23 protein-coding genes, 9 tRNA genes and 1 pseudogene are annotated in these 23,128 nt (G+C 41.7%); 28 read left to right on the top strand and 5 right to left on the bottom strand.

Going from position 1 to position 23,128, the window contains the following annotated elements; all coding sequences use genetic code 11:
- Window positions 1–1,641: transketolase (gene tkt, locus BCU68_RS08650; RefSeq protein ID WP_102564378.1), on the bottom strand; the 1,641-nt coding region annotated here is incomplete at its 3' end.
- Between the two features lie 370 nt (window positions 1,642–2,011).
- Here tkt and metK point away from each other — a divergent pair.
- The 8 genes from metK (at window position 2,012) to ruvX (ending at window position 8,594) form a co-directional block, all read left to right on the top strand.
- Window positions 2,012–3,166, top strand: coding sequence for a methionine adenosyltransferase (gene metK, locus BCU68_RS08645; RefSeq protein WP_102564377.1), 1,155 nt, complete (start codon window positions 2,012–2,014; stop codon window positions 3,164–3,166).
- 296 nt (window positions 3,167–3,462) lie between these two features.
- Entirely contained in the window at window positions 3,463–4,263 is an 801-nt protein-coding gene (locus BCU68_RS08635; protein ID WP_102564375.1) for a DUF2189 domain-containing protein, read from the top strand.
- Window positions 4,264–4,373: 110 nt separating this feature from the next.
- A complete protein-coding gene (locus tag BCU68_RS08630; RefSeq protein ID WP_241901318.1) occupies window positions 4,374–4,874 on the top strand; it encodes a SprT family zinc-dependent metalloprotease in 501 nt (166 codons plus the stop codon).
- Between the two features lie 118 nt (window positions 4,875–4,992).
- Complete coding sequence (locus BCU68_RS08625) at window positions 4,993–5,685, top strand: endonuclease (protein WP_102564374.1); 693 nt, start codon at window positions 4,993–4,995, stop codon at window positions 5,683–5,685.
- A gap of 97 nt (window positions 5,686–5,782) precedes the next feature.
- Window positions 5,783–6,514, top strand: coding sequence for a 16S rRNA (uracil(1498)-N(3))-methyltransferase (rsmE, locus tag BCU68_RS08620; RefSeq protein WP_102564373.1), 732 nt, complete (start codon window positions 5,783–5,785; stop codon window positions 6,512–6,514).
- A gap of 11 nt (window positions 6,515–6,525) precedes the next feature.
- On the top strand, window positions 6,526–7,476 hold the full coding sequence (gene gshB / locus BCU68_RS08615) for a glutathione synthase (RefSeq protein ID WP_102564372.1): 951 nt from the start codon (window positions 6,526–6,528) through the stop codon (window positions 7,474–7,476).
- Between the two features lie 62 nt (window positions 7,477–7,538).
- Complete coding sequence (locus BCU68_RS08610; protein ID WP_102564371.1) at window positions 7,539–8,102, top strand: YqgE/AlgH family protein; 564 nt, start codon at window positions 7,539–7,541, stop codon at window positions 8,100–8,102.
- Between the two features lie 63 nt (window positions 8,103–8,165).
- Window positions 8,166–8,594, top strand: a complete 429-nt coding sequence (gene ruvX / locus BCU68_RS08605; RefSeq protein ID WP_102564370.1) for a Holliday junction resolvase RuvX — start codon at window positions 8,166–8,168, stop codon at window positions 8,592–8,594.
- Window positions 8,595–8,678: 84 nt separating this feature from the next.
- Here ruvX and BCU68_RS08600 read toward each other — a convergent pair whose 3' ends face one another.
- Both BCU68_RS08600 and BCU68_RS08595 read right to left on the bottom strand, forming a co-directional pair.
- Complete coding sequence (locus BCU68_RS08600; protein ID WP_102564369.1) at window positions 8,679–9,785, bottom strand: PilT/PilU family type 4a pilus ATPase; 1,107 nt, start codon at window positions 9,783–9,785, stop codon at window positions 8,679–8,681.
- A 22-nt stretch (window positions 9,786–9,807) separates the two neighbouring features.
- On the bottom strand, window positions 9,808–10,845 hold the full coding sequence (locus BCU68_RS08595) for a type IV pilus twitching motility protein PilT (RefSeq protein ID WP_102564368.1): 1,038 nt from the start codon (window positions 10,843–10,845) through the stop codon (window positions 9,808–9,810).
- Window positions 10,846–10,875: 30 nt separating this feature from the next.
- Here BCU68_RS08595 and BCU68_RS08590 point away from each other — a divergent pair, with 30 nt between their 5' ends.
- From BCU68_RS08590 to hemW, 7 genes are read left to right on the top strand one after another with little or no spacing between them, the layout of a single operon-like run.
- On the top strand, window positions 10,876–11,571 hold the full coding sequence (locus BCU68_RS08590) for a YggS family pyridoxal phosphate-dependent enzyme (protein ID WP_102564367.1): 696 nt from the start codon (window positions 10,876–10,878) through the stop codon (window positions 11,569–11,571).
- A 47-nt stretch (window positions 11,572–11,618) separates the two neighbouring features.
- Window positions 11,619–12,437, top strand: a complete 819-nt coding sequence (gene proC, locus BCU68_RS08585; RefSeq protein ID WP_102564366.1) for a pyrroline-5-carboxylate reductase — start codon at window positions 11,619–11,621, stop codon at window positions 12,435–12,437.
- Between the two features lie 46 nt (window positions 12,438–12,483).
- Window positions 12,484–13,041 (top strand): YggT family protein, encoded by a 558-nt coding sequence (locus BCU68_RS08580; protein WP_102564365.1) that lies wholly within the window; start codon window positions 12,484–12,486, stop codon window positions 13,039–13,041.
- On the top strand, window positions 13,041–13,331 hold the full coding sequence (gene yggU / locus BCU68_RS08575) for a DUF167 family protein YggU (RefSeq protein ID WP_102564364.1): 291 nt from the start codon (window positions 13,041–13,043) through the stop codon (window positions 13,329–13,331). The genes BCU68_RS08580 and yggU overlap by 1 nt, the downstream gene beginning before the upstream one ends.
- 42 nt (window positions 13,332–13,373) lie before the next feature.
- Window positions 13,374–13,805, top strand: a complete 432-nt coding sequence (locus tag BCU68_RS08570; RefSeq protein WP_102564363.1) for a DUF4426 domain-containing protein — start codon at window positions 13,374–13,376, stop codon at window positions 13,803–13,805.
- A gap of 60 nt (window positions 13,806–13,865) precedes the next feature.
- Complete coding sequence (locus tag BCU68_RS08565) at window positions 13,866–14,462, top strand: XTP/dITP diphosphatase (RefSeq protein ID WP_102564362.1); 597 nt, start codon at window positions 13,866–13,868, stop codon at window positions 14,460–14,462.
- Between the two features lie 2 nt (window positions 14,463–14,464).
- Window positions 14,465–15,634, top strand: coding sequence for a radical SAM family heme chaperone HemW (gene hemW / locus BCU68_RS08560; protein WP_102564361.1), 1,170 nt, complete (start codon window positions 14,465–14,467; stop codon window positions 15,632–15,634).
- Window positions 15,635–15,660: 26 nt separating this feature from the next.
- Here the strand turns inward: hemW and glsB are convergent, their stop codons facing one another.
- Both glsB and trmB read right to left on the bottom strand, forming a co-directional pair.
- Window positions 15,661–16,581 carry a glutaminase B gene (gene glsB, locus BCU68_RS08555; protein WP_102564379.1) on the bottom strand — a complete coding sequence of 307 codons (921 nt, stop codon included), beginning with the start codon at window positions 16,579–16,581 and terminating at the stop codon, window positions 15,661–15,663.
- Between the two features lie 191 nt (window positions 16,582–16,772).
- A complete protein-coding gene (gene trmB / locus BCU68_RS08550) occupies window positions 16,773–17,492 on the bottom strand; it encodes a tRNA (guanosine(46)-N7)-methyltransferase TrmB (RefSeq protein WP_102564360.1) in 720 nt (239 codons plus the stop codon).
- 167 nt (window positions 17,493–17,659) lie between these two features.
- Here trmB and mutY point away from each other — a divergent pair, with 167 nt between their 5' ends.
- From mutY to BCU68_RS08485, 13 genes and pseudogenes are all read left to right on the top strand, one after another.
- Complete coding sequence (mutY, locus tag BCU68_RS08545; RefSeq protein ID WP_102564359.1) at window positions 17,660–18,718, top strand: A/G-specific adenine glycosylase; 1,059 nt, start codon at window positions 17,660–17,662, stop codon at window positions 18,716–18,718.
- Between the two features lie 9 nt (window positions 18,719–18,727).
- Entirely contained in the window at window positions 18,728–19,000 is a 273-nt protein-coding gene (locus BCU68_RS08540; protein ID WP_102564358.1) for an oxidative damage protection protein, read from the top strand.
- A 154-nt stretch (window positions 19,001–19,154) separates the two neighbouring features.
- A complete protein-coding gene (gene mltC / locus BCU68_RS08535) occupies window positions 19,155–20,288 on the top strand; it encodes a membrane-bound lytic murein transglycosylase MltC (protein ID WP_102564357.1) in 1,134 nt (377 codons plus the stop codon).
- 102 nt (window positions 20,289–20,390) lie between these two features.
- Window positions 20,391–20,466: transfer RNA gene (locus tag BCU68_RS08530), tRNA-Phe, on the top strand.
- Window positions 20,467–20,529: 63 nt separating this feature from the next.
- Window positions 20,530–20,605: transfer RNA gene (locus BCU68_RS08525), tRNA-Thr, on the top strand.
- Between the two features lie 7 nt (window positions 20,606–20,612).
- A tRNA-Phe gene (locus BCU68_RS08520) sits at window positions 20,613–20,688 on the top strand.
- A 41-nt stretch (window positions 20,689–20,729) separates the two neighbouring features.
- Window positions 20,730–20,805: transfer RNA gene (locus tag BCU68_RS08515), tRNA-Asn, on the top strand.
- A 510-nt stretch (window positions 20,806–21,315) separates the two neighbouring features.
- Window positions 21,316–21,391, top strand: a tRNA-Phe gene (locus BCU68_RS08510).
- Between the two features lie 66 nt (window positions 21,392–21,457).
- A tRNA-Thr gene (locus BCU68_RS08505) sits at window positions 21,458–21,533 on the top strand.
- 23 nt (window positions 21,534–21,556) lie between these two features.
- Window positions 21,557–21,632, top strand: a tRNA-Asn gene (locus tag BCU68_RS08500).
- A gap of 10 nt (window positions 21,633–21,642) precedes the next feature.
- A tRNA-Thr gene (locus BCU68_RS08495) sits at window positions 21,643–21,718 on the top strand.
- Between the two features lie 9 nt (window positions 21,719–21,727).
- Window positions 21,728–21,803: transfer RNA gene (locus tag BCU68_RS08490), tRNA-Asn, on the top strand.
- Between the two features lie 820 nt (window positions 21,804–22,623).
- A pseudogene (locus tag BCU68_RS08485) lies at window positions 22,624–23,049 on the top strand (transposase); the annotation flags it as partial.
- Window positions 23,050–23,128: the final 79 nt, after the last annotated feature.

Genomic DNA, 23,128 nt, shown 5'->3' with positions numbered 1-23,128 from the left:
TGCACAATCTTTCAGGATGTAGCCACCCTTAGCGATGTTAGCAACCTGCTCTGCGTCACGATCTTGCTGTGCTAGGTTTTGACGAGAGAAGATAAGTGCCGAAGGACCATCTTTACGCTCGATTGCTAGCTTCCAAGATACTGCTGATTCAACTTGGTCACATGGACGCCATGTGCTCATGTTCGGTGTTAGACGTAGAGATGCGATCTGCTCAACCGGTTGGTGAGTTGGACCATCTTCGCCTAGACCGATAGAGTCATGCGTGTATACCTGAATGTTCTGAACTTTCATCAGAGCAGCCATACGCATAGCATTACGAGCGTATTCCATGAACATTAGGAAGGTTGCACCGTATGGTACGAAACCACCGTGTAGCGCCATACCGTTCATGATCGCTGTCATACCAAATTCACGTACACCGTAGTGAATGTAGTTACCAGAGAAATCGTCAGCGGTTAGAGACTGAGAGCCAGACCACATGGTTAAGTTTGAAGGAGCAAGGTCAGCAGAACCGCCCATAAACTCAGGGAGCATTGCACCAAAAGATTCTAGTGCGTTTTGTGATGCTTTACGTGATGCGATGTTCGCAGGGTTAGCTTGAAGATCAGCAATGATAGCCGATGCTTTTTCTTCCCACTGTGCTGGTAGCTCGCCATTTACACGACGCTTATACTCAGCTGCTAGCTCAGGGTAAGCCGCTGCGTATGCTTCAAACTTAGCGTTCCAAGCCGCTTCTTTTTCTGCGCCTGCTTCTTGTGCATTCCACTCTGCTGCAATATCAGCTGGAATTTCAAATGCACCGTGCTCCCAACCTAGTGCTTTCTTAGTTGCTGCAATTTCTTCAGCACCTAATGGAGCACCGTGACAGTCGTGTGTACCGGCTTTGTTTGGAGAACCAAAACCAATCACTGTTTTAGTACAGATTAACGTTGGACGAGGATCAGCTTTAGCCGCTTCAATTGCTGCATTGATCGCTGCTGAATCATGGCCATCAACAGCAGGAATTACATGCCAGCCGTAAGATTCAAAACGCTTTGGTGTATCGTCAGAGAACCAGCCTTCAACTTCGCCATCGATAGAGATACCATTGTCATCCCAGAAAGCAACAAGCTTACCAAGACCTAAAGTACCCGCTAATGAACATGCTTCATGCGAGATACCTTCCATCAAACAACCATCACCCATAAATACATAAGTATTGTGGTCAACGATATCATGGCCATCACGGTTGAACTGTGCAGCAAGCGCTTTTTCAGCCATTGCCATACCAACACCGTTTGTGATGCCTTGACCTAATGGGCCCGTTGTTGTTTCTATACCTGGTGCATAACCATATTCTGGGTGACCTGGTGTTTTTGAATGCAATTGACGGAAGCTCTTAAGGTCTTCGATTGATAAATCATAACCTGATAAATGAAGCAGAGAATAAATCAGCATTGAACCGTGGCCGTTTGACAAGATAAAACGGTCGCGATCCGCCCACTCTGGGTTTTGTGGGTTGTGGTTCAAGTGACCACGCCAAAGAACTTCAGCGATGTCAGCCATACCCATTGGTGCACCTGGGTGACCTGAATTGGCTTGTTGAACACCATCCATACTAAGTGCGCGGATTGCATTGGCTAGATCTTTACGAGAAGGCATGTCTGCTCCTGAGTGCATAAGCGATTTAAAAAATAAAATTCTTTGTTGAAGCTTCAACATTACTTATTGTCTCAAAGCCCCCTAGCGACTGCAAACGTTTTACTGGCGTTTTTTATGCTTTTATCCACTCTTTTCGCCTCAAATAGACAAAAAAAGCTTTTTTTATGTGATGCAGCGCAAACGATTAGCTAGACTCATCATTGCGACTCTCTTTAATTTAAGTTATGAGATAGTGCAAAAAGAGCTTGTAATTCGAAGCATGAAAACTAAAATAGACGTCTAGATGTAGAAACACCTACATATTTTAAGTTCTTATTTGGTGGCTGTTTAATGGATAAATGGTCATCTAGCTAATAAAGTGGAGCACCCCATGGCTAAGCACCTGTTTACTTCTGAGTCAGTATCAGAAGGTCATCCAGATAAAATTGCAGACCAAATTTCTGATGCCGTTCTTGATGCCATCTTAGAGCAAGATCCAAAAGCACGTGTTGCTTGTGAAACTTACGTAAAAACCGGCATGGTAATGGTTGGCGGTGAAGTAACAACGTCAGCATGGGTTGATATCGAAGAAATCACTCGTGAAACCGTTCGTGAAATCGGTTACGTACATTCAGACATGGGCTTTGATGCTGATTCTTGTGCTGTACTAAACACAATTGGTAAGCAGTCTCCAGATATCAACCAAGGTGTTGATAAAGCGGATCCTAGAGATCAAGGCGCTGGCGACCAAGGTATCATGTTTGGTTACGCAACTAACGAAACACCAATCCTTATGCCTGCTCCAATTACTTACTCTCACCTACTTGTTAAAAAGCAAGCTGAAGTACGTAAAAGCGGTAAATTAGACTTCCTACGTCCAGATGCTAAATCTCAAGTAACATTCCAGTACGACCAAGGCAAAATCGTTGGTATCGATGCGGTTGTTCTTTCTACTCAACACTGTGATTCAGTAACAACACCGGATCTACGTGAAGCAGTAATGGAAGAGATCATCAAGCCAGTACTTCCTGCAGAATGGATCAATAAAGATACAAACTTCTTTATTAACCCAACAGGTCGTTTTGTTATCGGTGGCCCAATGGGTGACTGTGGTCTAACAGGTCGTAAGATCATCGTTGATACCTACGGTGGCGCAGCTCGTCACGGTGGTGGTGCATTCTCTGGTAAAGATCCATCAAAAGTTGACCGTTCTGCAGCTTACGCAGCTCGTTACGTTGCGAAAAACATTGTTGCTGCTGGCATGGCTGATCGTTGTGAGATTCAACTGTCTTACGCTATCGGTGTTGCTGATCCAACGTCAATCATGGTAGAAACATTTGGTACTGAAAAAGTAGCTCATGAGATCATCATTGAAGCCGTTCGTCAAAACTTCGACCTACGTCCATACGGTCTACAAGAGATGCTGAACCTGCTACAGCCTATCTACAAACAGACTGCTGCTTACGGTCACTTCGGTCGTGAAGAATTCCCATGGGAAGCAACAGACAAAGCTTCTATCTTAGCGGATTTTGCTGGCCTAAAATAAGCCTTCAGTAAATCAAGCTAACATTAAGCCCTTGCCTATCGGTAAGGGTTTTTTTTCGCCTTTTTATTCCCTCTCCTATCTCACTGCTTTTATTCATTAAATAAACCCCACACCTGATAGAAGTATCAATAAACGCTGTTGTATCACCAAAAAAGACACTGATAAATTTGTATTTTATGTCACTTGTGTCAATAGTTAGTGTAAGAGTTAGCACCACTTTAGCGAGTAAATAGATCATAGTAGGTAATAAGATCACCATGATCCAATTACTTCATCATTCCTTTCAAGGAGGACGTATGCCGCGACTCGCCCATCCAAATGACTTTCAGCATAAAGACAATAAAAACAATGACTACGCTCGAACTTTGCCCTGCAACAACATCAGTATGTTCGCACCATTCCAGTGGTTATCTTTAGGGTTAAAAGATTTTGTTCGTATGCCTATCATTAGCGCAGTATATGGCTTGTGCTTTATGGCTGCGGCTATTGCTATAGTTTTACTTGTTCAATGGCAAACGATACATTCTCATCTTGTTATTATGCCCAGCTTAATTGTTTATATGCTTATCGGTCCCTTCTTAGCACTCGGGCTTTATGACGCAAGTTGGCAAAAAGAAAAGGGGCATTCACCCAGTTTATTACACTCAATGCAAGCGATCAGTCGCAACTCCACCTCACAGTGGGCGTTTGCTGTTTTACTCGCTGTTTCCATGATATTTTGGATGCGTATTGCCGCCTTATTATATGTGCTCTACCCATCCGTAGAAGGGGCGAGCTTAGTGGAATTTGCCCCATTTTTAATCATTGGTTCGGGCGTAGGCTTCGTATTAGCATGCATTGTATTTAGCATCTCCGCTTTCTCTATTCCTGTCATGATGGAAAAAAGAATCGATATGATGAGTGCGGTCTTTACCAGCTTTAACGCCGTAAAGTCGAATATTCCAGCGATGGCTGTGTGGGCTAGCATGATTGTTGGTGGGGTTATTATTGGCTTTGCGACTTATGGTCTTGGGATGGTTGTAACTATGCCCATATTAGGTTACGCAACTTGGCATGCCTATCAAGATATCATTAAGCACCATCACAATGATGAGTAACCAGTAAAAACGGATTGCACTAAAAATACTCTCGTAAAACGCTTGTTTCTTCTATACATAATCATTTAGCCTTAGACCTTTATTGGACTAAGGCTTTTTTTAGGTATCTCGTGCAACCAACTGAATTTATCAATGCAGCAAATGACGTCGTACTAAGCTGTATTAAACTAGCAAATCAATCCTTTAACCGTTCATTTTCTCTACCTAAAATAGATTATAACTTGCGAGGTAAAGCCGCAGGAAAAGCGTATTTACAGCTTAACGAAATAAAGCTTAACCCCATTCTTTGCCAAGAAAATCAACAAGCCTTTCTTCTTGAGGTCATTCCGCACGAGATTGCTCATTTAATTACCTACCAAGTATATGGTCGAGTTAAACCACACGGTAAAGAGTGGCAATCAATCATGGAAGGTGTCTTTAACATTCCCGCGCGCACAACACACAGTCTTGAAATAACATCCGTTCAAGGGAAAACTTTTCAATATCAATGCCACTGCATGCTTCACTCGCTGACTATCCGTCGTCACAATAAAATACTGCGTAATCAAGTTCAATATCGCTGCCAAAAATGCCAGAAGACCCTCACCTTTACCGGTAAACAACTCTCATAAATAAAACGATATCCTGCAAACAGGCTTAAACAGGGAGTCGATCTGTAATATATGTAATAGAGTTATTCTGAAATTGAGTGATAGACTGTAAATATCATTCCTTTTTACACCTTTTATTATGAGATTAATCACATTAGCGATTTCTTTACTGTGCATGTCAAGTGCACTTCAAGCCGCACCTCCCTCTTCTTTTAGTAAAGCGAAAAGGGAAGCGGTAAAGATTTACCACGATTACACCAGCTCATTTTATTGTGGCTGTGATATTCAATGGCAAGGCAGGAAGGGACAGCCCGACCTTGATGGTTGTGGCTACCAAGTTCGTAAACAAGAAAAGCGAGCAAACCGTATTGAGTGGGAACATGTTGTCCCGGCATGGCAATTTGGTCATCAACGCCAGTGCTGGCAAGATGGGGGACGCAAAAACTGCACGCGAAATGACCCTACATTCAAATCAATGGAAGCTGACTTGCACAACTTGGTACCTGCGATTGGAGAGGTGAATGGTGACCGCAGTAATTACAATTTCAGTCAGTGGAATGGCAACGATGGGGTTACGTATGGTCAGTGTGAAATGCAAGTAAACTTCAAGCAGCGCAAAGCAATGCCACCAGCACGCGCTCGAGGGTCGATTGCTCGCACTTATCTCTATATGAATGAGGAGTATCAATTCTCTCTTTCCAAGTCACAAACCCAATTAATGCATGCCTGGAATAAAGAATTCCCAGCCGATCAATGGGAATGTGAGCGAAATGATCGTATCCACCAAATACAAAATAATCATAATCGTTTTGTTTCTGAGCAGTGTCAGTAAGCTTGCACTAGAAAGCATGTATTACTACTTGTTTTTTGATAGCAAAGCATCCATCTTATTGGATAGCTTTTAATAACTTCCATGCAGGAATCGCATCATGAGAGTACCTCGTATTTATCACCCTGAATTCATCGATCAAGCAACCACTATCGCATTAAGTGATGACGCTGCTGGTCATATTGGCCGAGTATTGAGAATGAAGGAAGGCCAAGAGGTTTTACTCTTTGATGGGAGTGGCTTTGAGTTTAAAGCTCAAATTAGTCACGTGAGTAAAAAAAATGTCGATGTGACCATTATTGAACGACTTGAGCGTAGTAGTGAATCACCGCTTGATCTACATCTTGGCCAAGTCATTTCGCGTGGCGACAAGATGGAATTCACTATTCAAAAATCGGTCGAGCTAGGGGTTAACACGATTACACCTCTAATCTCAGAGCGCTGTGGCGTTAAATTAGATCCAAAACGCTTTGAAAAAAAACTCGCACAGTGGCAAAAAATTGCTATCAGCGCTTGTGAACAATGTGGGCGTAATACGATTCCAACCATTCGCCCAATTATGCGCCTAGAAGAGTGGTGTGCAGAGCAAAGTGATGCTCTAAAACTCAACCTGCATCCTCGAGCAAAATACTCAATTAACACCCTACCTGAGCCCGTCAAAAAAGTGCGTTTGCTGATAGGTCCAGAAGGTGGCTTGTCGGCTGAAGAAATTGGCATGACGGAACAATATCAATTTGAAGAGACGTTACTCGGTCCACGTGTATTACGTACTGAAACGGCAGCTCTTACCGCAATTACAGCCTTACAGGTTCGCTTTGGCGATCTGGGCTAGGAGATAAAAAAATGATCAAACTAGGCATCGTAATGGACCCTATTGCGTCTATTAACATTAAGAAAGATTCAAGCTTTGCGATGATGCTTGAAGCGCAACGCCGTGGATATGAAATTCACTATATGGAAATGAATGATCTACACTTAGATCAAGGTGTCGCCATTGCTGATACAAAAGTAGTGACGCTTAAAGAAGATCCATCAGATTGGTATCAGTTTACCTCTGAGCAAAGCATCGCACTGGCTGATCTAGACGTTGTTTTAATGCGTAAAGATCCTCCTTTTGATACCGAGTACATCTATGCAACGTACATTCTAGAGCGAGCTGAAGATAACGGTGCTTTGATTGTTAATAAGCCTCAAAGCTTACGTGACTGTAATGAAAAGCTATTTACGGCTTGGTTCCCAGATTTAACACCAACGACTATCGTGACACGTAAAGCGGAAAAAATTAAAGCATTCCGTGAGCAGCATGGTGACATCATCTTAAAACCACTAGATGGTATGGGTGGTGCTTCTATCTTCCGAGTAAAAGCGGGCGACCCGAATGTATCAGTTATCATAGAAACACTGACTAACCATGGACAAAACTACTGCATGGCACAAACTTTTGTTCCTGATATTAGTAATGGTGATAAGCGTATTTTAGTGGTTGATGGTGAACCAATGCCTTACTGCTTAGCGAGAATCCCAGCAAAAGGGGAAACTCGTGGTAACTTAGCAGCAGGTGGTACAGGTGAAGCTCGCCCTCTAAGTGAAACGGATTGGGCTATTGCGAATGCTGTTGCACCAACGCTAAAAGAAAAAGGGCTTATTTTTGTAGGTCTTGATGTTATTGGTGACAAACTCACTGAAATTAACGTGACAAGCCCAACTTGCATTCGTGAAATTGAAAATGCATTTGGCATCTCAATTACCGGTAAGTTAATGGATGCGATTGAACGACGAATTCAAGAAAAATAAACCGGTCCAAAGTAAGGCAGCCTAAATCTGCCTTACTTATTTCAGCATAAACTGGAGGCGTAATGGATTTAACTAATCACTTTTTAGTTGCGATGCCTGGTATGCAAGATGCTTACTTTCAAAGAAAAGTCATTTATCTTTGTGAGCATAATGAAGAAGGCGCGATGGGGCTAATCATTAATGCCCCACTAGAAATAACCGTTGCTTACATGCTTAAACAAGCCAAACCCAAGGCAATTCACCTGCCTAAATTTGATGATAGCCTGAATAACCTTGTCCTTAATGGCGGTCCAGTTGCTGAGGATCGTGGTTTCATTTTGCACCAACCTAAAGACAAATATGGATCGAGTATCCAGATGAGTGATAATACTGTCGTCACAACATCAATAGATATTCTCGATACGCTTGGAACAGAAGCTGAGCCAAGTCAGTATATCGTTGCTCTAGGTTGCTCAAGTTGGGAAGCTGGGCAATTAGAAACTGAATTAGCTGAAAATTCATGGCTTACCGTTGAGGCTGATGCCAGTATTTTATATGACATACCAACGGAAGAACGCTGGCAAGCCGCAATCAAAATGCTTGGTATTGATGCGTACCAATTAGCCACTCACTCTGGTCGAGCTTAGCTAAAAAAAATCAATAATTTATAAATACCACTCGTTATTAATCACACTATTTAAGAGAAGTTTATGTCATCACGCACTATCATGTCTTTTGACTATGGCACAAAAAGTATTGGTTCAGCCATTGGTCAAGAGATCACCGGAACAGCAAGCCCATTAAAAGCATTCAAAGCAAAAGATGGGATTCCTAACTGGGACGATATTGAAAAGCAGATAAAGGAATGGCAGCCAAATCTTATTGTTGTGGGCTTACCTACCGATCTGCATGGTAAAGATCTTGAAACGATTGCACCGCGTGCCAAGAAATTTGCTAACCGTTTATTTGGTCGCTACGGAGTAGAAGTGACACTTCATGATGAAAGACTCTCAACCGCTGAAGCTCGCTCTGGTCTCTTTGAAATGGGTGGTTATAAAGCGTTAAGCAAAGGAAATGTGGACTGCCAATCCGCTGTGGTCATTTTAGAAAGTTGGTTCGAGGCTCAGTGGGGAGAATAACGACAAGATGGTACGCTTAGAAATAGGCGTCCATGCCTATTTCTACTGGTCATATTAAGCGTAATTAGATCAGGCTAAAAAGCCCTACTCCATATCGATTTTCACCCCAGATAATCCATTCGACTGCCCCTCTCCTTTGCGCTGCGTTTTTAGCATTAGACGTAAGTCATTGGCTGAGTCGGCACTATGCAGCGCATCATCTTCACTGATTGCTCCAGAGACAACTAACTCATACAGTGACTGATCAAAAGTTTGCATCCCGATCTCTTTTGATCGAGCCATTGTTGGCTTCAATTCATGCAGTTCACCCTTGCGGATCAAATCAGATACTCTTGGACTATTTAGTAAGACTTCAAATACACCATGTCGTCCCTTGCCTTCTTTATCGCGAATTAACTGTTGAGCTATCACCCCTTTTAAGTTCATCGATAAATCGAAAAGAAACTGCTCTTTTTGATCTTTAGGCACTAGGTGCAAGATCCGCTCTAGTGCTTGGTTAGCATTATTGGCGTGCAGCGTTGCCATACATAAATGACCGGTTTCGGCAAAAGTCATCGCATATTCCATCGTTTCACGACTGCGGATCTCACCGATAAGGATCATATCTGGCGCTTGGCGTAAGGAGTTTTTTAATGCCACCTCATAGCTTTCAGTATCTAAGCCAACCTCCCTTTGAGTGACAATACAGCGCTGATGTTGGTGAACAAATTCAATCGGATCTTCAACGGTTAATATATGTCCTGAACTCTGCTGATTACGATGCCCAGTCATTGCTGCCATTGTCGTTGATTTACCAGAGCCCGTTGCACCAACCACCAGCACTAAGCCACGTTTTGCAACAGATAAGCTCTGCAAAATATCAGGCAGTTTAAGCTCGCTTAATGTGGGAATTTCAGTTTCAATACGGCGGATCACGGCACCTGGCAACTCTCGCTGAAAGAAAGCACTCACTCTAAATCGACCAACAGAGTCAACAATGGCAAAATTCGCCTCATGATGCTGGCGAAAATCCTGCTGGCGACCTTCATCCATCGCAGAGTCAAGCAATTGAAACACATCTTCTTTCGTTAGTACTTCACCATGAGGAACTAAATCACCATCAACTCGATATAAAATCGGTGCACCAACCGTGATATACACATCCGATGCTTTAGGCGCTAACATCCCTTGTAAAATATGACTTAATTGCATCTCTTTCTATCCAATGAATAAATTAAAATAATGACGGCTCTATCTCGATTTTCTTCTGAACTTCAGCCTCTTCCACTAAGCCTTTCATCATCAACGTTTTCGCATTTTGCTCCATTGTTTGCATTCCATGCGCCGCACCCGTTTGAATAATCGATGCCATCTGTGCCACTTTATCTTCACGAATGAGATTACGGATCGCAGGAGTAGCCATCATGATTTCATGACAAGCAACACGCCCTCCACCAATACGTTTTAATAGCTTTTGAGCAATAACGGCGCGTAAAGATTCCGATAACATTGAACGCACCATACCTTTATCACTGCCAGGAAAGACATCAATAATTCTATCTATGGTTTTAGCCGCTGAACTGGTGTGTAAAGTACCAAACACTAAATGCCCCGTTTCTGCTGCGGTCAGCGCTAAGCTAATTGTTTCTTGATCGCGCAGTTCACCAACCAAAATAACATCAGGATCTTCACGTAGTGCCGAGCGCAACGCATTTTGAAAGCTATGCGTATCGCGGTGAACTTCACGCTGGTTAACTAAACATTTGTTATTGGTATGAACAAACTCGATCGGATCTTCAATGGTGAGAATATGTTTATTATGATGACGATTCACATAGTCAACCATTGCAGCTAAAGTGGTCGACTTACCCGAACCTGTAGGGCCGGTCACTAGTACTAACCCTTTCTCAAAATTGACTATTTTTTCAAAGATATCTGGAGCATCTAATTCATCGAGTGTTGGGATAACCATTGGTATCGTACGGAAAACCGCAGAGCAACCACGAGATTGATTAAAAGCATTAACACGAAAGCGACCAATGTCCGCTAATTCAAATGAGAAATCGACTTCCAAGTTCTCTTCAAATTCACTACGCTGTCCATCATTCATAATATCAAAAATCAAACCATGCACCTCTGTATGGCTCAAAGATGGCATACTTAACTTTCTCACTTCACCATCTATGCGTACCATTGGAGAAACTCCAGCAGAAAGATGTAGATCTGAAGCATTATGCTTTACACTAAAATCAAGTAATTCAGTGATATCCATTTATAATCCTTAAATAAAAGTCCGTTAGCTATGAGTAGTATTCAACAAAATATCCAACAGATCACCTCACAAATAGCAGAGTGTGAGATAAAGTATCAACGCACACCGCAATCGGTAGAACTTTTAGCCGTTAGCAAAACCAAACCTAACGAAGCGGTTTTAGAGGCTGCGCTCGCTGGGCAGACTTCTTTTGGTGAAAATTACGTTCAAGAAGGGGTGAATAAAGTTCAATACTTTACTCAACACCATTCTGATCTTAACTTAGTGTGGCACTTTATTGGTCCAATTCAATCCAATAAAACGAAGCCTATCGCCGAGCACTTTCACTGGGTTCACTCTATTGAGCGCGCTAAAATAGCCCAGCGATTAAATGATCAACGCCCTGCCGACCTTGATCCTTTACAAGTATTAATTCAAGTCAACACCAGTGGCGAAAACTCAAAATCAGGAATTGATACCGGTGAAGTAATGGCATTAGCCGCGATGATTGATGACCTGCCAAATCTCTCTTTACGTGGTTTAATGTCAATACCTGCCAATGTGACTGATCACCAACAACAACTTGAGGCTTTTCAATCTTTAGCGCAACTGCAGCAGCAATTAACGGCGCGCTATCCAAGTGTTGATACCTTATCAATGGGGATGAGTGGCGATATGGCGGCAGCGATCGAAGCAGGAAGCAGCATGGTAAGAATTGGTACCGCTATTTTTGGCTCAAGAAACTAGTTTTCAAGCGAACATAGCGATAAATCATTAACGATCAGGATTAAAGCATGGAACATAAAAAAATTGCCTTTATTGGTGCCGGTAACATGGTGCGCTCAATTGTCGCAGGCTTAGTCGCAAGTGGCTATCCAGCGAATAAAATTACGGCTACAGCACCTTCTCTAACACGTCGTAAGCCACTTGAAGAAGCTTATGGTATAACCACCAGCAGTGATAATACACAAGCGGCACAGGAAGCAGATGTTGTCGTTCTGTCCGTTAAACCACAAATGATGGCCGAAGTTTGTAAGCCTCTGCAAGCTGTCGACTTTAGCCAAAAGCTGGTTATCTCTATTGCGGCTGGCATCAATGCCGAGCGATTGAATACCATGCTAGCCTCAACGCTTAATCTAGTGCGTGTTATGCCCAATACACCGTCATTGGTTAACCGTGGCATGAGTGGCTTATATGCTGCAGATGGTGTGACTAAAGATGATAAGCACTTTGCCGCTGATCTGATGCGTGCGGTCGGTGAAGTGTGTTGGGTGAGTGAAGAGTCTGGCATCAACAATGTGATTGCTGCTGCAGGTAGTGCGCCGGCTTATTTCTTCCGCTTTATGGAAGCAATGCAAGCAGAGGCTGAAGCGCAAGGTTTTGATCGTGATACGGCAAGAATGCTCGTACAACAGTCCGCTTTAGGAGCTGCTGAAATGGTGGTGGCGAATCCAGAGGTTGAACTATCAACACTGCGAGAACAAGTTACCTCAAAGGGCGGAACAACAGCAGAAGCCTTAAGAACCTTTAATGATCATCAACTTTCAGATATCGTAGCGAAAGCCATGCAAGCGGCCGTTAACCGCGCTGAAGAGATGGAAAAATTATTTTAATTGCTCTTGTACGAAAACAAGAAAATACAGCCTGTAAGGACCCTATATGAATTCTATGAGTTTCCTCATCTCCACCGTATTTGATCTCTATATTATGGTGGTACTACTACGCATTTGGTTACAAGCAGCTCGTGCTGACTTTTATAATCCATTTTCGCAGTTTATTGTAAAAGCAACTCAACCTGTTGTTGCTCCATTACGCCGAATCATTCCGTCGGTAGGTAATATTGATTTAGCTACTGTGCTATTCGCGTACATTCTGTGTGTCGTTAAATATATCGCGCTACTCTTTATTATGTCGAGTGGAGCAAGCAGCTTCGATCCAAGCATGCTGTATTTAGGTTTACTCTCGCTTCTTAAAGCAGCTGGTGGGTTACTTTTCTATGTTCTACTTATCCGTGCAATCTTAAGTTGGATCAGTCAAGGTCGTAGCCCAATTGAGTACGTATTCCATCAACTTTCAGAGCCAATGCTTGCACCAATTCGTCGTATTTTACCGGCAATGGGCGGCTTTGACTTAAGCGTACTCGTGCTATTTATTATATTGCAATTTGCTAACTTCTTAATGGGCGATCTAATTGGCCCAATCTGGTTCCAGTTATAATGCCTGTCGCGGTTTGGCAACATGGTGACGATATTGTGCTTAGGCTCTATATCCAACCAAAAGCAAGCCGTGACAAGTTGGTTGGATTGCATGGCGATGAACTTAAGGTCGCCATTACAGCACCACCTGTCGACGGTAAAGCCAATGCGCACTTAATTAAATACTTAGCCAAACAGTTTAAAGTCGCCAAAGGTCATATTGAGATAGAGAAAGGTGCACTAGGTCGACATAAACAAGTTCGTATTAGTGCTCCAATTCAAATACCTGATGAAATTAAAGCCATCCTATGATGGCTTTTTTATTCACTAAAAATGTAGCGCAAGGAGCGTATAATGAGTAAATGGATCCTAGTAACCCTTTCCATCCTACTGGCACTTCCTAGCTGGGCAGGTCAGTTCATCACGATAAAAGACATTGAAGTACACTACTCCGCTTTTAACTCAACATTTTTAACACCAACCATTGCACAAGAGTACCAATTGACCCGCAACAGCCACTCTGCCCTGTTAAATATCAGTGTGATTGATCGTTCGAAATTAGGTAAGCCTGCAACCTCTGCTAAGCTTTCTGGTCATGCAAAAAACCTTATTGGTCAGATAAAAACATTATCATTTCGAGAAATCAAAGAAGGCCAAGCGATTTATTATCTTGCTGAGTTTCCTATTAGTAGCCAAGAGAATCTAACCTTTGATATCCACGTTGATGCTGGTCTAGCAGGAACGGGGACTCTACGCTTTAATCAGAAATTTTATATTGAAGAATAGTGCCAGCTTACAATAAGCTTTATTATACTGAATTCGATCTAACGACAGAGTCAAAATCCCATGAAAAAAATTGTATTAGCAACAGGCAACCAAGGTAAAGTGCGTGAAATGTCCGATCTCCTTGCTGACTTTGGTTTTAATGTCATTTCTCAAAAGGAACTCAATGTTTCAGATGTTGCAGAAACAGGGACGACATTTATTGAAAATGCGATCATCAAAGCACGCCATGCCGCACAAGAAACAGGTCTGCCTGCTATTGCTGATGACTCTGGTCTTGAAGTTGACTACTTACAAGGTGCTCCAGGGATTTACTCTGCTCGCTATGCGGGTGAACAAGCAACGGATCAACAGAACATCGATAAGTTACTCAATGCAATGCAAGAGGTCGATGAAACACAACGTAGCGCTCGCTTTCACTGCGTTTTAGTTTTAATGCGCCATGCTAACGATCCAACCCCTATCGTCTGCCATGGTCAATGGGAAGGTCATATTTTAAATGAACAGCTTGGTGACAATGGCTTTGGCTACGATCCTGTTTTTTGGGTACCGGAAGATCAATGCTCATCAGCTCAATTAGATTCAGCTCGTAAAAAGCAATTATCACACCGTGGCAAAGCTCTTAAGGCATTATTTGCAACCTTAGAACAAGGTAAATAAGCATGTTAATTCCACCAGCTCTGAGTCTATATGTTCACATCCCTTGGTGTATCCAAAAGTGCCCATATTGTGATTTTAACTCCCATGAACTAAAAGCCACGATTCCTGAGCAGGATTATTTACATGCACTTCTTGATGACTTAGACGCGGATATTTCACGCTATCAATTGACTGATAACCCTCGTGAGTTGCATTCAATCTTTATCGGCGGAGGAACGCCAAGCTTAATTTCTCCTGAAGGTATTCAGTGGCTACTCAATGGCATAGAGCAACGTATCGCTTTTAAAAATGATATTGAAATTACCATGGAAGCGAACCCTGGTACCATTGAAGCAAAACGCTTCGCTGGCTACAAAAAAGCAGGAGTCACGCGAATATCGATTGGCGTACAAAGTTTTGAAGATCAAAAACTGGCTAAGTTAGGTCGAATTCATGGCAAAGATGAGGCAATTTATGCGGCTAATCTGGCGCATGAGATTGGGCTAAACAGTTTTAATCTCGACTTAATGCACGGTTTACCCGATCAAAGTATTGAACAAGCCCTTACCGATCTTGATAAAGCAATAGAGCTTAACCCACCGCACCTATCTTGGTATCAACTCACTATTGAGCCAAATACCGTCTTTCACTACAGACCGCCAACACTTCCTGACGATGATGATCTATGGGATATTTTTGAGCAAGGGCATGAAAAACTGCAAGCGGCTGGTTATGTGCAATATGAAGTTTCTGGCTATAGCAAAAAAGGCTATCAATGCCAGCATAACCTGAACTATTGGCGTTTTGGTGACTATTTAGGCATAGGTTGTGGTTCACATGGCAAGTTAAGCTTTGCCAATGGTCGCATTGTTCGTACGACGAAAATAAAACATCCTAAAGGGTATCTTGCTGCCTATAACAATTTGGTTAAGCCCTACTTAGATAATGAACAAGATGTACCTAATGCCGATCGCCCCTTTGAATTTTTTATGAATCGATTTCGTTTACTCGAAGCTTTTCCTAAACAAGAGTTCATTGATACAACAGGCTTACCAATTAGCGCGATACAGCTAACTATCGATTGGGCATTAGAGAGAAACTATCTGATAGAAACAGTGACGGATTGGCAGATCACAGAGAAGGGAAAACTTTTTTTAAACGACTTACTCGAAGCTTTCATGCCAGAAGAGTAAGCCATTAATATACAAGGTCGTTCTGATTAGAAAATAGAGCGACCTATTCTTTCTGATAATAACTCTAATGCTTGTGTCCCTGCCAATGAGTTACCTGAACCATCTAGCTCAGGAGACCACACCGCTATTGTCATCTCACCAGGAACAATGGCAACAATTCCACCACCAACACCTGATTTACCTGGCATACCCACTCGATAAGCAAACTCACCAGCACCATCATAAAGACCACAGGTAGCTAAAAGTGCGTTCAACTGCTTAGTTTGAACAGGGCTAATAATCTGCTTTCCTGTTTGAACTGACACCCCTTTATTCGCTAAATAACTGAATGTTTTCGCTAAATCAACACAAGTCATCTTTAGCGCGCAAGCATGAAAATAGTTATTAAGTACTGGGATCACTTCATTATCAAAATTATTAAATGCACGCATTAAATAAGCGATGGCAGCATTACGATCATGGTGCATCATCTCTGAAGCTGCGACGGTTTTATCATAAACAATATGGGTGTCACCAGACAACTGACGCACAAAATCAAGTAAGTGCTGACGAGGAGCTGATAAACGACTTTGTAGTAAATCAGCAACGACGATAGCTCCAGCATTGATAAAGGGATTGCGTGGAATGCCCTGTTCCATTTCTAGCTGAATCAATGAATTAAAAGCCTGTCCTGAAGGCTCTTTCCCCACTCTCTGCCAAATTTCTTCTGGTTTATACAACACCATAGCAAGAGTCAGACTTAAAGCTTTAGAGATCGATTGAATTGAAAATGCCTCATCAGCATCACCCGCTTTAATCACTTCACCTTGATTGGTATAAACCGCAATCGCCAGCTTATCATTTGCAACTTTAGCAAGCGCTGGAATGTAATTTGCGACTTTACCTTGCCCAATTAGAGGGCGAACTTCATCTAGAATGGTTGATAATATTTCAACACTAGGCTTCATCATCGGCATAATTATCAGTCTCAATATATCAATCAGTAATCAAAAACAGCGCATTGACCAGCTAGATGGCCTGTTAGTGACTATGAGTAATATTTATTATAAGGACAAAAAAACCAACATACATAATGCTGGTTTTTAGTTCATCGTAATTTACAATTCGTTACCGTAAGGAACAATAGCGCATAATGAAATTAACTTACGCGATTGAATTTAATGTCCCATACACCATGACCTAAACGGTGGCCACGAGCTTCAAATTTTGTCAGTGGACGCTCATCAGGACGAGGGATGTAATCACCATCAGTAGCAATATTGGCAAAACCTGGAGCAGCATTCATCACTTCAATCATATGTTCTGCATAGTTTTCCCAGTCAGTTGCCATATGGAAGATACCGCTATCCATTTGTAACTTACCACGAACCATTTCAGCAAATTCCGCCTTAACAATACGACGTTTATGATGGCGTGCTTTATGCCACGGGTCTGGGAAGAAAAGCTGTAGTGTATGTAGTGATGCATCTGGGATCATGTGCTCAAATACTTCAACAGCATCGTGACACATTACGCGCAAGTTAGTCACACCAGCATCGCGAGCAGTACCTAAACAAGCACCTACACCCGGACTATGAACTTCGATACCAATAAAGTTCTTCTCTGGAGAGTTCTTTGCCATTTCAACTAATGAAGCACCCATACCAAAGCCGATCTCTAGAACCACAGGGTTATCATTACCGAATACTTCATTCCAGTCTAATAGACCTTTCTGATAGTCGATACCCATTGTTGGCCAGCATTCATTCATCGCATTTTCTTGACCTTTAGTAAGACGGCCTTCGCGACGAACAAAACTGCGTATTTTTCGAACTAATTTGCCATCTTCAGTATATTCGTTAGTGGTAACTTCACTCATTGATTTTTTGCCTGCACATTGATTAATCAAAGCGGGGATTATCCAAAGAATTGACTTTGGTGCAAGTGTTAATGCGATTAAATTCCCACACAATTTGTTTGTTTTACATCCAAGCTTAATTGTGGTGCAATTTTAGCTCTATTAAAAGTAAAAATATCGAGTATGTCGTGACACCATTTGCTACCGCCATTTTGAAATGGTATGACGCTTACGGGCGTAAAGATTTACCTTGGCAACAAAACAAAACTGCTTACACCGTTTGGCTATCTGAGATCATGCTTCAGCAAACTCAGGTGACGACTGTGATCCCATATTATGAGCGCTTTCTGGCTCGTTTTCCTACAGTGATTGATTTAGCCAATGCCAGTCAAGATGATGTATTGCACTTATGGACGGGGCTTGGTTACTACGCTCGAGCAAGAAATTTACATAAAACTGCCCAAATTATAGCAGATCGCTATCAAGGAGAGTTTCCAACGAATATAGAGGAAATGAATGATCTGCCAGGGATCGGGCGCTCTACCGCTGCCGCTATTCTGTCTTCAGTCTTTAAAAAGCCACATGCTATTTTAGATGGTAATGTAAAGCGTACCCTAGCTCGTAGTTTTGCTGTTGAAGGTTGGCCTGGACAAAAAAAAGTAGAAAATTTACTTTGGCAACATGCGGAGGAACACACACCGAGTATTGATGTCGATAAATACAACCAAGCCATGATGGATATGGGTGCGATGGTTTGTACTCGTAGCAAGCCTAAATGTACTCTCTGCCCGATTGCTAATTATTGTATAAGCAACAAACAAGGTAACCCACTAGATTACCCAGGTAAAAAACCTAAAAAAGAGAAGCCAATAAAGGAAACATGGTTTGTCATGCTCCATTACAACAATGAAATCTGGCTGGAACAACGTCCACAAAGCGGAATTTGGGGTGGTCTTTTCTGCTTCCCTCAACATAAGAACGATCAAATAGATCACTTGCTTGATTTACGCCAGATCCAAGCAAAGCACATTATTAAGCAACGAACTCTGATCGCCTTTCGCCATACTTTTAGTCACTATCATCTCGATATTACGCCAGTATTAGTTGAATTATCACAGCAACCAAATTTGATAATGGAAGGTAGCAAGGGTCTCTGGTATAACTTATCTCAAGCAAAAAAAATAGAAGTAGGTTTAGCTGCTCCAGTAAAACAACTGCTTGAGAGCTTACCTTTTGAACTAAATTAAGGAGTCACTATGAGCCGCACTGTATTTTGTACTCGATTACAAAAAGACGCTGATGGATTAGATTTTCAATTTTATCCAGGAGAACTAGGTAAACGTATCTTTGATAATATTTCTAAAGAAGCATGGGCACTGTGGCAAAGTAAACAGACTATGTTAATCAATGAGAAAAAACTCAATATGATGGACGCAGAGCATCGTAAATTACTAGAAACAGAGATGGTGAATTTCTTATTTGAAGGTAAAGAAGTCATCATTGATGGTTACACTCCACCAAGCGAATAACAACCAATCACAATAACACTTCCATTATTATCAATGACATCATAACCTTGCATCTCGCAGTGGTTAGGTGTCATTTTTAACATCTCACATGTTACTGTCTTAATTTATGCATAATATGCAGCTATCTATTCTATTTTTTCTTGACCGAGGGTATATGAAAAAGGTTCTTTATTTTTGCGGCGCACTGCTACTCACCGGTTGCAGTCGAGAGTTTGTGGAACGCTTCTATGAAGTCAATTATGAACCAACAAATCGCTTTGCCACAAATTTAGCCCAACTACCTGGTCAATTTGAAAAAGATACGGGAGCACTTGATGCTCTTATTGGTAGCTTCTCTGGCAATATAAAAAAACGCTGGGGAGATAATGAAATTAAAATGGCTGGTAAAAGTAATTATGTAAAGTACATCGATAATTACCTTAGCCGTTCAGAAGTCAATTTCGACTCAGGCAAGATAGTTGTTGAGACCGTTTCGCCGACCGATCCAAAGTTGCACCTTAAAAACGCTATTATCACAACTCTACTCACTCCTGATGATCCTGCTAACGTTGACCTATTTTCATCGAAAAGTATTAAACTAGAAGGGCAACCCTTTCTTTATAAGCAAGTCGTGGATCAAGAAAAGAAACCGATTCAATGGTCTTGGCGTGCTAATAAGTACGCTGATTATTTGATTGCGAATCACTTAAAAGTAAAAGATGTCGATTTTAAAAAGTCTTACTATGTTGAAATACCAATGGTTCAGAATCACTCTGAGCAGCGAAGCTATCAATATGCCGATATTATTCAAAGAGCTTCTAAGCGTTACGACATCCCAGAAGATCTAATTTACGCCATCATAAAAACAGAAAGTAGCTTCAATCCTTATGCTGTTAGTTGGGCAAATGCTTATGGCTTAATGCAAGTCGTCCCTAAAACGGCAGGCAAAGATGTATTTTCATTAGTAAAAAACAAACCTGGCGTCCCTTCACCTGAGTATTTGTTTAACCCTGAACAGAATATAGATACTGGTACTGCGTACTTCTACATTCTTAAAAACCGCTATTTAAAAGCGGTACAGAACCCGATGACTTTAGAGTACAGCATGATATCAGCGTATAACGGTGGTACCGGTGGCGTACTTAATACCTTCAACAAGGACAGAACGAGAGCAATGAATGACCTAAATTCGCTCCAGCCTAATCAGGTATATTGGGCTTTAACGAAAAAACACCCAAACTTAGAGTCTCGCCGTTATTTAGAAAAAGTGACTCAATTTAAGAAAGATTTTAACAACGATAAGCTTTAAATAGCATTTTTGCTTAAAAACCAAGCATACAAACACGTTTTTTAAATTATTTTAAAAAATAAGTTGACGGACAAGGCAAAAATCCGTTTAATGCACCTCGTCGCCCGGATAGCTCAGTCGGTAGAGCAGAGGATTGAAAATCCTCGTGTCGGTGGTTCGATTCCGCCTCCGGGCACCACAATTTACTTTGTTGGTGTCAGTTGAAAGACGACAGCAACAAGAAAGCAAAGAATATTAGTGTGCCGACTTAGCTCAGTAGGTAGAGCAACTGACTTGTAATCAGTAGGTCACCAGTTCGACTCCGGTAGTCGGCACCATTCTTTTGCCTCGATAGCTCAGTCGGTAGAGCAGAGGATTGAAAATCCTCGTGTCGGTGGTTCGATTCCGCCTCGAGGCACCATTATTTGGTGCTTGGTTTTGTAAAAAGCCACACAAAATAATTCCCCTTTAGTTCAGTTGGTAGAACGGCGGACTGTTAATCCGTATGTCGCAAGTTCAAGTCTTGCAAGGGGAGCCACATTTAAAAGCCAAGTCGAAAGACTTGGCTTTTTTCATATCTAAAGAAAATAATCATCCCCTACTCCTTACTAGTTCATACACACCACACTAAGTTCACCACTTAGTAGTAAAAGCGTATTGACGCTATCATTGGAATAAAATCAAACCTAGCAGAGAGCTTATAAATAATTTACCCTCTTTTTATGGTCATTTATCGAGATGAAATTATACACCTTCACTGGATCTGTGAATGATTAGAAAACGCCTTCTTCTACCAACCTATACAAAGGCTACTCTTTTAGTATAAACCTCAATACTGAACGACTAAAAAACACCTTTAACTCTCTTCTTATTGCAACACAATCATTAGATAACCATTAATACCTACGCCCCCATCCTTTGCTGGCTATACAGTTATTAACCAAAATGAACAAAAACAACTCACTGAGCATATAAAACCATCAAACGAACATTTTTTTGCATTTTAATGTTGACGTGAAAGCCAAAAAAACGTTTAATACACCTCGTCGCCCGGATAGCTCAGTCGGTAGAGCAGAGGATTGAAAATCCTCGTGTCGGTGGTTCGATTCCGCCTCCGGGCACCACAATTTGATTTGTTGGTGTCAGTTGAAAAACGACAACAATAAGAATAAAATAAAGAATATTAGTGTGCCGACTTAGCTCAGTAGGTAGAGCAACTGACTTGTAATCAGTAGGTCACCAGTTCGACTCCGGTAGTCGGCACCATTCATTCTTTATAAAAAGATAATTCCCCTTTAGTTCAGTTGGTAGAACGGCGGACTGTTAATCCGTATGTCGCAAGTTCAAGTCTTGCAAGGGGAGCCACATTTAGTGTGCCGACTTAGCTCAGTAGGTAGAGCAACTGACTTGTAATCAGTAGGTCACCAGTTCGACTCCGGTAGTCGGCACCATTTATCTTTTCCCCTTTAGTTCAGTTGGTAGAACGGCGGACTGTTAATCCGTATGTCGCAAGTTCAAGTCTTGCAAGGGGAGCCATATTAAGAAGCCAAGTCGAAAGACTTGGCTTTTTTCTTATCTGCTATTTATCAATTATAAAAACAACTCACCAACCATCAACTTTGCCACAGAACAATCACTACTACAGAGATCATTACAGTATTTAGCTCTCGACTCTGCTACTAGCATAAACTCTCCATTTAAACATCAAAACACAACACCATGAACAACACAGCTTAGAAGACTATAGAGAAGCTCTGACGCTGTGAATATACTCACCACTGGTGCACTTAATCTAAACATTGCACTCTATAAAAGCAGATCATTAATAACTACTCTTAATCACCTTAAACTCTCTCTATAAGCTCCTACCACTCCTAAAGCTTTCAGGCGTATTCTGCGCAACTTTAAGTTAATAAGCCCCTTAAAATCACATAGAGCATAGTTTCTGTGATCGGTAAGCATAGAGTCCACAGTCAAAAGATTAACTTAAAAACTAGCGAATAAGCAGGAAATAATGCAAATCAAAATATATTCCCTCTTATAGCTATATATCACCCAGGTCTTTAACAAATCCTTTCAATCAACTATTTAATCATCGGAAGACCTGTGCCTTAGGCTAAAGTAAGGTTTGTTCAACCACTCCCCCAACTCAGAGCGCTAAAAGCATCTAGATCAATGAAACGACAGTAATTGAAGTTGTGCCTATCATTTAGGGCAACTTGCTTATAGCGAGGGCCTGGTGAAGCTATACAGGCTTCTTGACCAATGCCAATCTAAATAAAAATACGATCTAACTAGGGAGGTTCACTTTAATGGAAAGGCTATGGACAACAGCTTCGGTAAAATCAAAACTGAAACGATCCTTAAGATCCCAGGGCATGTCTCCCTAAATGACGTTCAAATATGGTTTCAAGACGAAGCCAGGTTTGGTCAGCGCAATACAACCACTCGAATATGGGCAGAGAAAGGCACTAGACCTAGAGCTGTTCAACAACAGCAGTTTGAATATGATTATTTGTTTGGAGCAATATGTGTGACGACCGGTCAAGCGGAGGCTATTGTTGCTCCACTAAGCAATATGGAGGTGATGAAAGAACACTTTAAGCTAAACCCGATAGAACAAGTCTGGAGTTGGCTTCGTCAGAATGAAATTGCTAATCGGTGTTTTACTGGCTATAACGATATCGTCGATAAACTGTGTAGCGCATGGAATCGGTTTTGCGAAGATAAAAATAGAGTGGTATCACTCTGCTTTAGAGACTGGGTTAATTTGATAAAGTAATTAATGGAATTGGTATAAATTCATGCCTATCAACGCCATAGACCTACTTTCCTACAGACGTAAAAAAGCCCAAGTCTTT

Origin of the sequence: Vibrio sp. 10N.286.49.B3, from assembly GCF_002873395.1 — a bacterium.
Lineage (GTDB): Bacteria > Pseudomonadota > Gammaproteobacteria > Enterobacterales > Vibrionaceae > Vibrio.
Note: the sequence above shows the minus strand (reverse complement) of the source record. Positions and strands in the feature narration are given on the sequence as shown.

Coding starts and splice junctions, on each gene's coding strand:
- BCU68_RS08565 (WP_102564362.1), top strand. CDS start 13,866: ATGAAAAAAATTGTATTAGCAACAGGCAACCAAGGTAAAGTGCGTGAA.
- glsB (WP_102564379.1), bottom strand. CDS start 16,581: ATGAAGCCTAGTGTTGAAATATTATCAACCATTCTAGATGAAGTTCGC.
- rsmE (WP_102564373.1), top strand. CDS start 5,783: ATGAGAGTACCTCGTATTTATCACCCTGAATTCATCGATCAAGCAACC.
- gshB (WP_102564372.1), top strand. CDS start 6,526: ATGATCAAACTAGGCATCGTAATGGACCCTATTGCGTCTATTAACATT.
- BCU68_RS08625 (WP_102564374.1), top strand. CDS start 4,993: ATGAGATTAATCACATTAGCGATTTCTTTACTGTGCATGTCAAGTGCA.
- BCU68_RS08540 (WP_102564358.1), top strand. CDS start 18,728: ATGAGCCGCACTGTATTTTGTACTCGATTACAAAAAGACGCTGATGGA.
- yggU (WP_102564364.1), top strand. CDS start 13,041: ATGCCTGTCGCGGTTTGGCAACATGGTGACGATATTGTGCTTAGGCTC.
- BCU68_RS08610 (WP_102564371.1), top strand. CDS start 7,539: ATGGATTTAACTAATCACTTTTTAGTTGCGATGCCTGGTATGCAAGAT.
- hemW (WP_102564361.1), top strand. CDS start 14,465: ATGTTAATTCCACCAGCTCTGAGTCTATATGTTCACATCCCTTGGTGT.
- BCU68_RS08635 (WP_102564375.1), top strand. CDS start 3,463: ATGCCGCGACTCGCCCATCCAAATGACTTTCAGCATAAAGACAATAAA.
- proC (WP_102564366.1), top strand. CDS start 11,619: ATGGAACATAAAAAAATTGCCTTTATTGGTGCCGGTAACATGGTGCGC.
- BCU68_RS08580 (WP_102564365.1), top strand. CDS start 12,484: ATGAATTCTATGAGTTTCCTCATCTCCACCGTATTTGATCTCTATATT.
- BCU68_RS08590 (WP_102564367.1), top strand. CDS start 10,876: ATGAGTAGTATTCAACAAAATATCCAACAGATCACCTCACAAATAGCA.
- BCU68_RS08595 (WP_102564368.1), bottom strand. CDS start 10,845: ATGGATATCACTGAATTACTTGATTTTAGTGTAAAGCATAATGCTTCA.
- trmB (WP_102564360.1), bottom strand. CDS start 17,492: ATGAGTGAAGTTACCACTAACGAATATACTGAAGATGGCAAATTAGTT.
- ruvX (WP_102564370.1), top strand. CDS start 8,166: ATGTCATCACGCACTATCATGTCTTTTGACTATGGCACAAAAAGTATT.
- mltC (WP_102564357.1), top strand. CDS start 19,155: ATGAAAAAGGTTCTTTATTTTTGCGGCGCACTGCTACTCACCGGTTGC.
- BCU68_RS08570 (WP_102564363.1), top strand. CDS start 13,374: ATGAGTAAATGGATCCTAGTAACCCTTTCCATCCTACTGGCACTTCCT.
- BCU68_RS08600 (WP_102564369.1), bottom strand. CDS start 9,785: ATGCAATTAAGTCATATTTTACAAGGGATGTTAGCGCCTAAAGCATCG.
- metK (WP_102564377.1), top strand. CDS start 2,012: ATGGCTAAGCACCTGTTTACTTCTGAGTCAGTATCAGAAGGTCATCCA.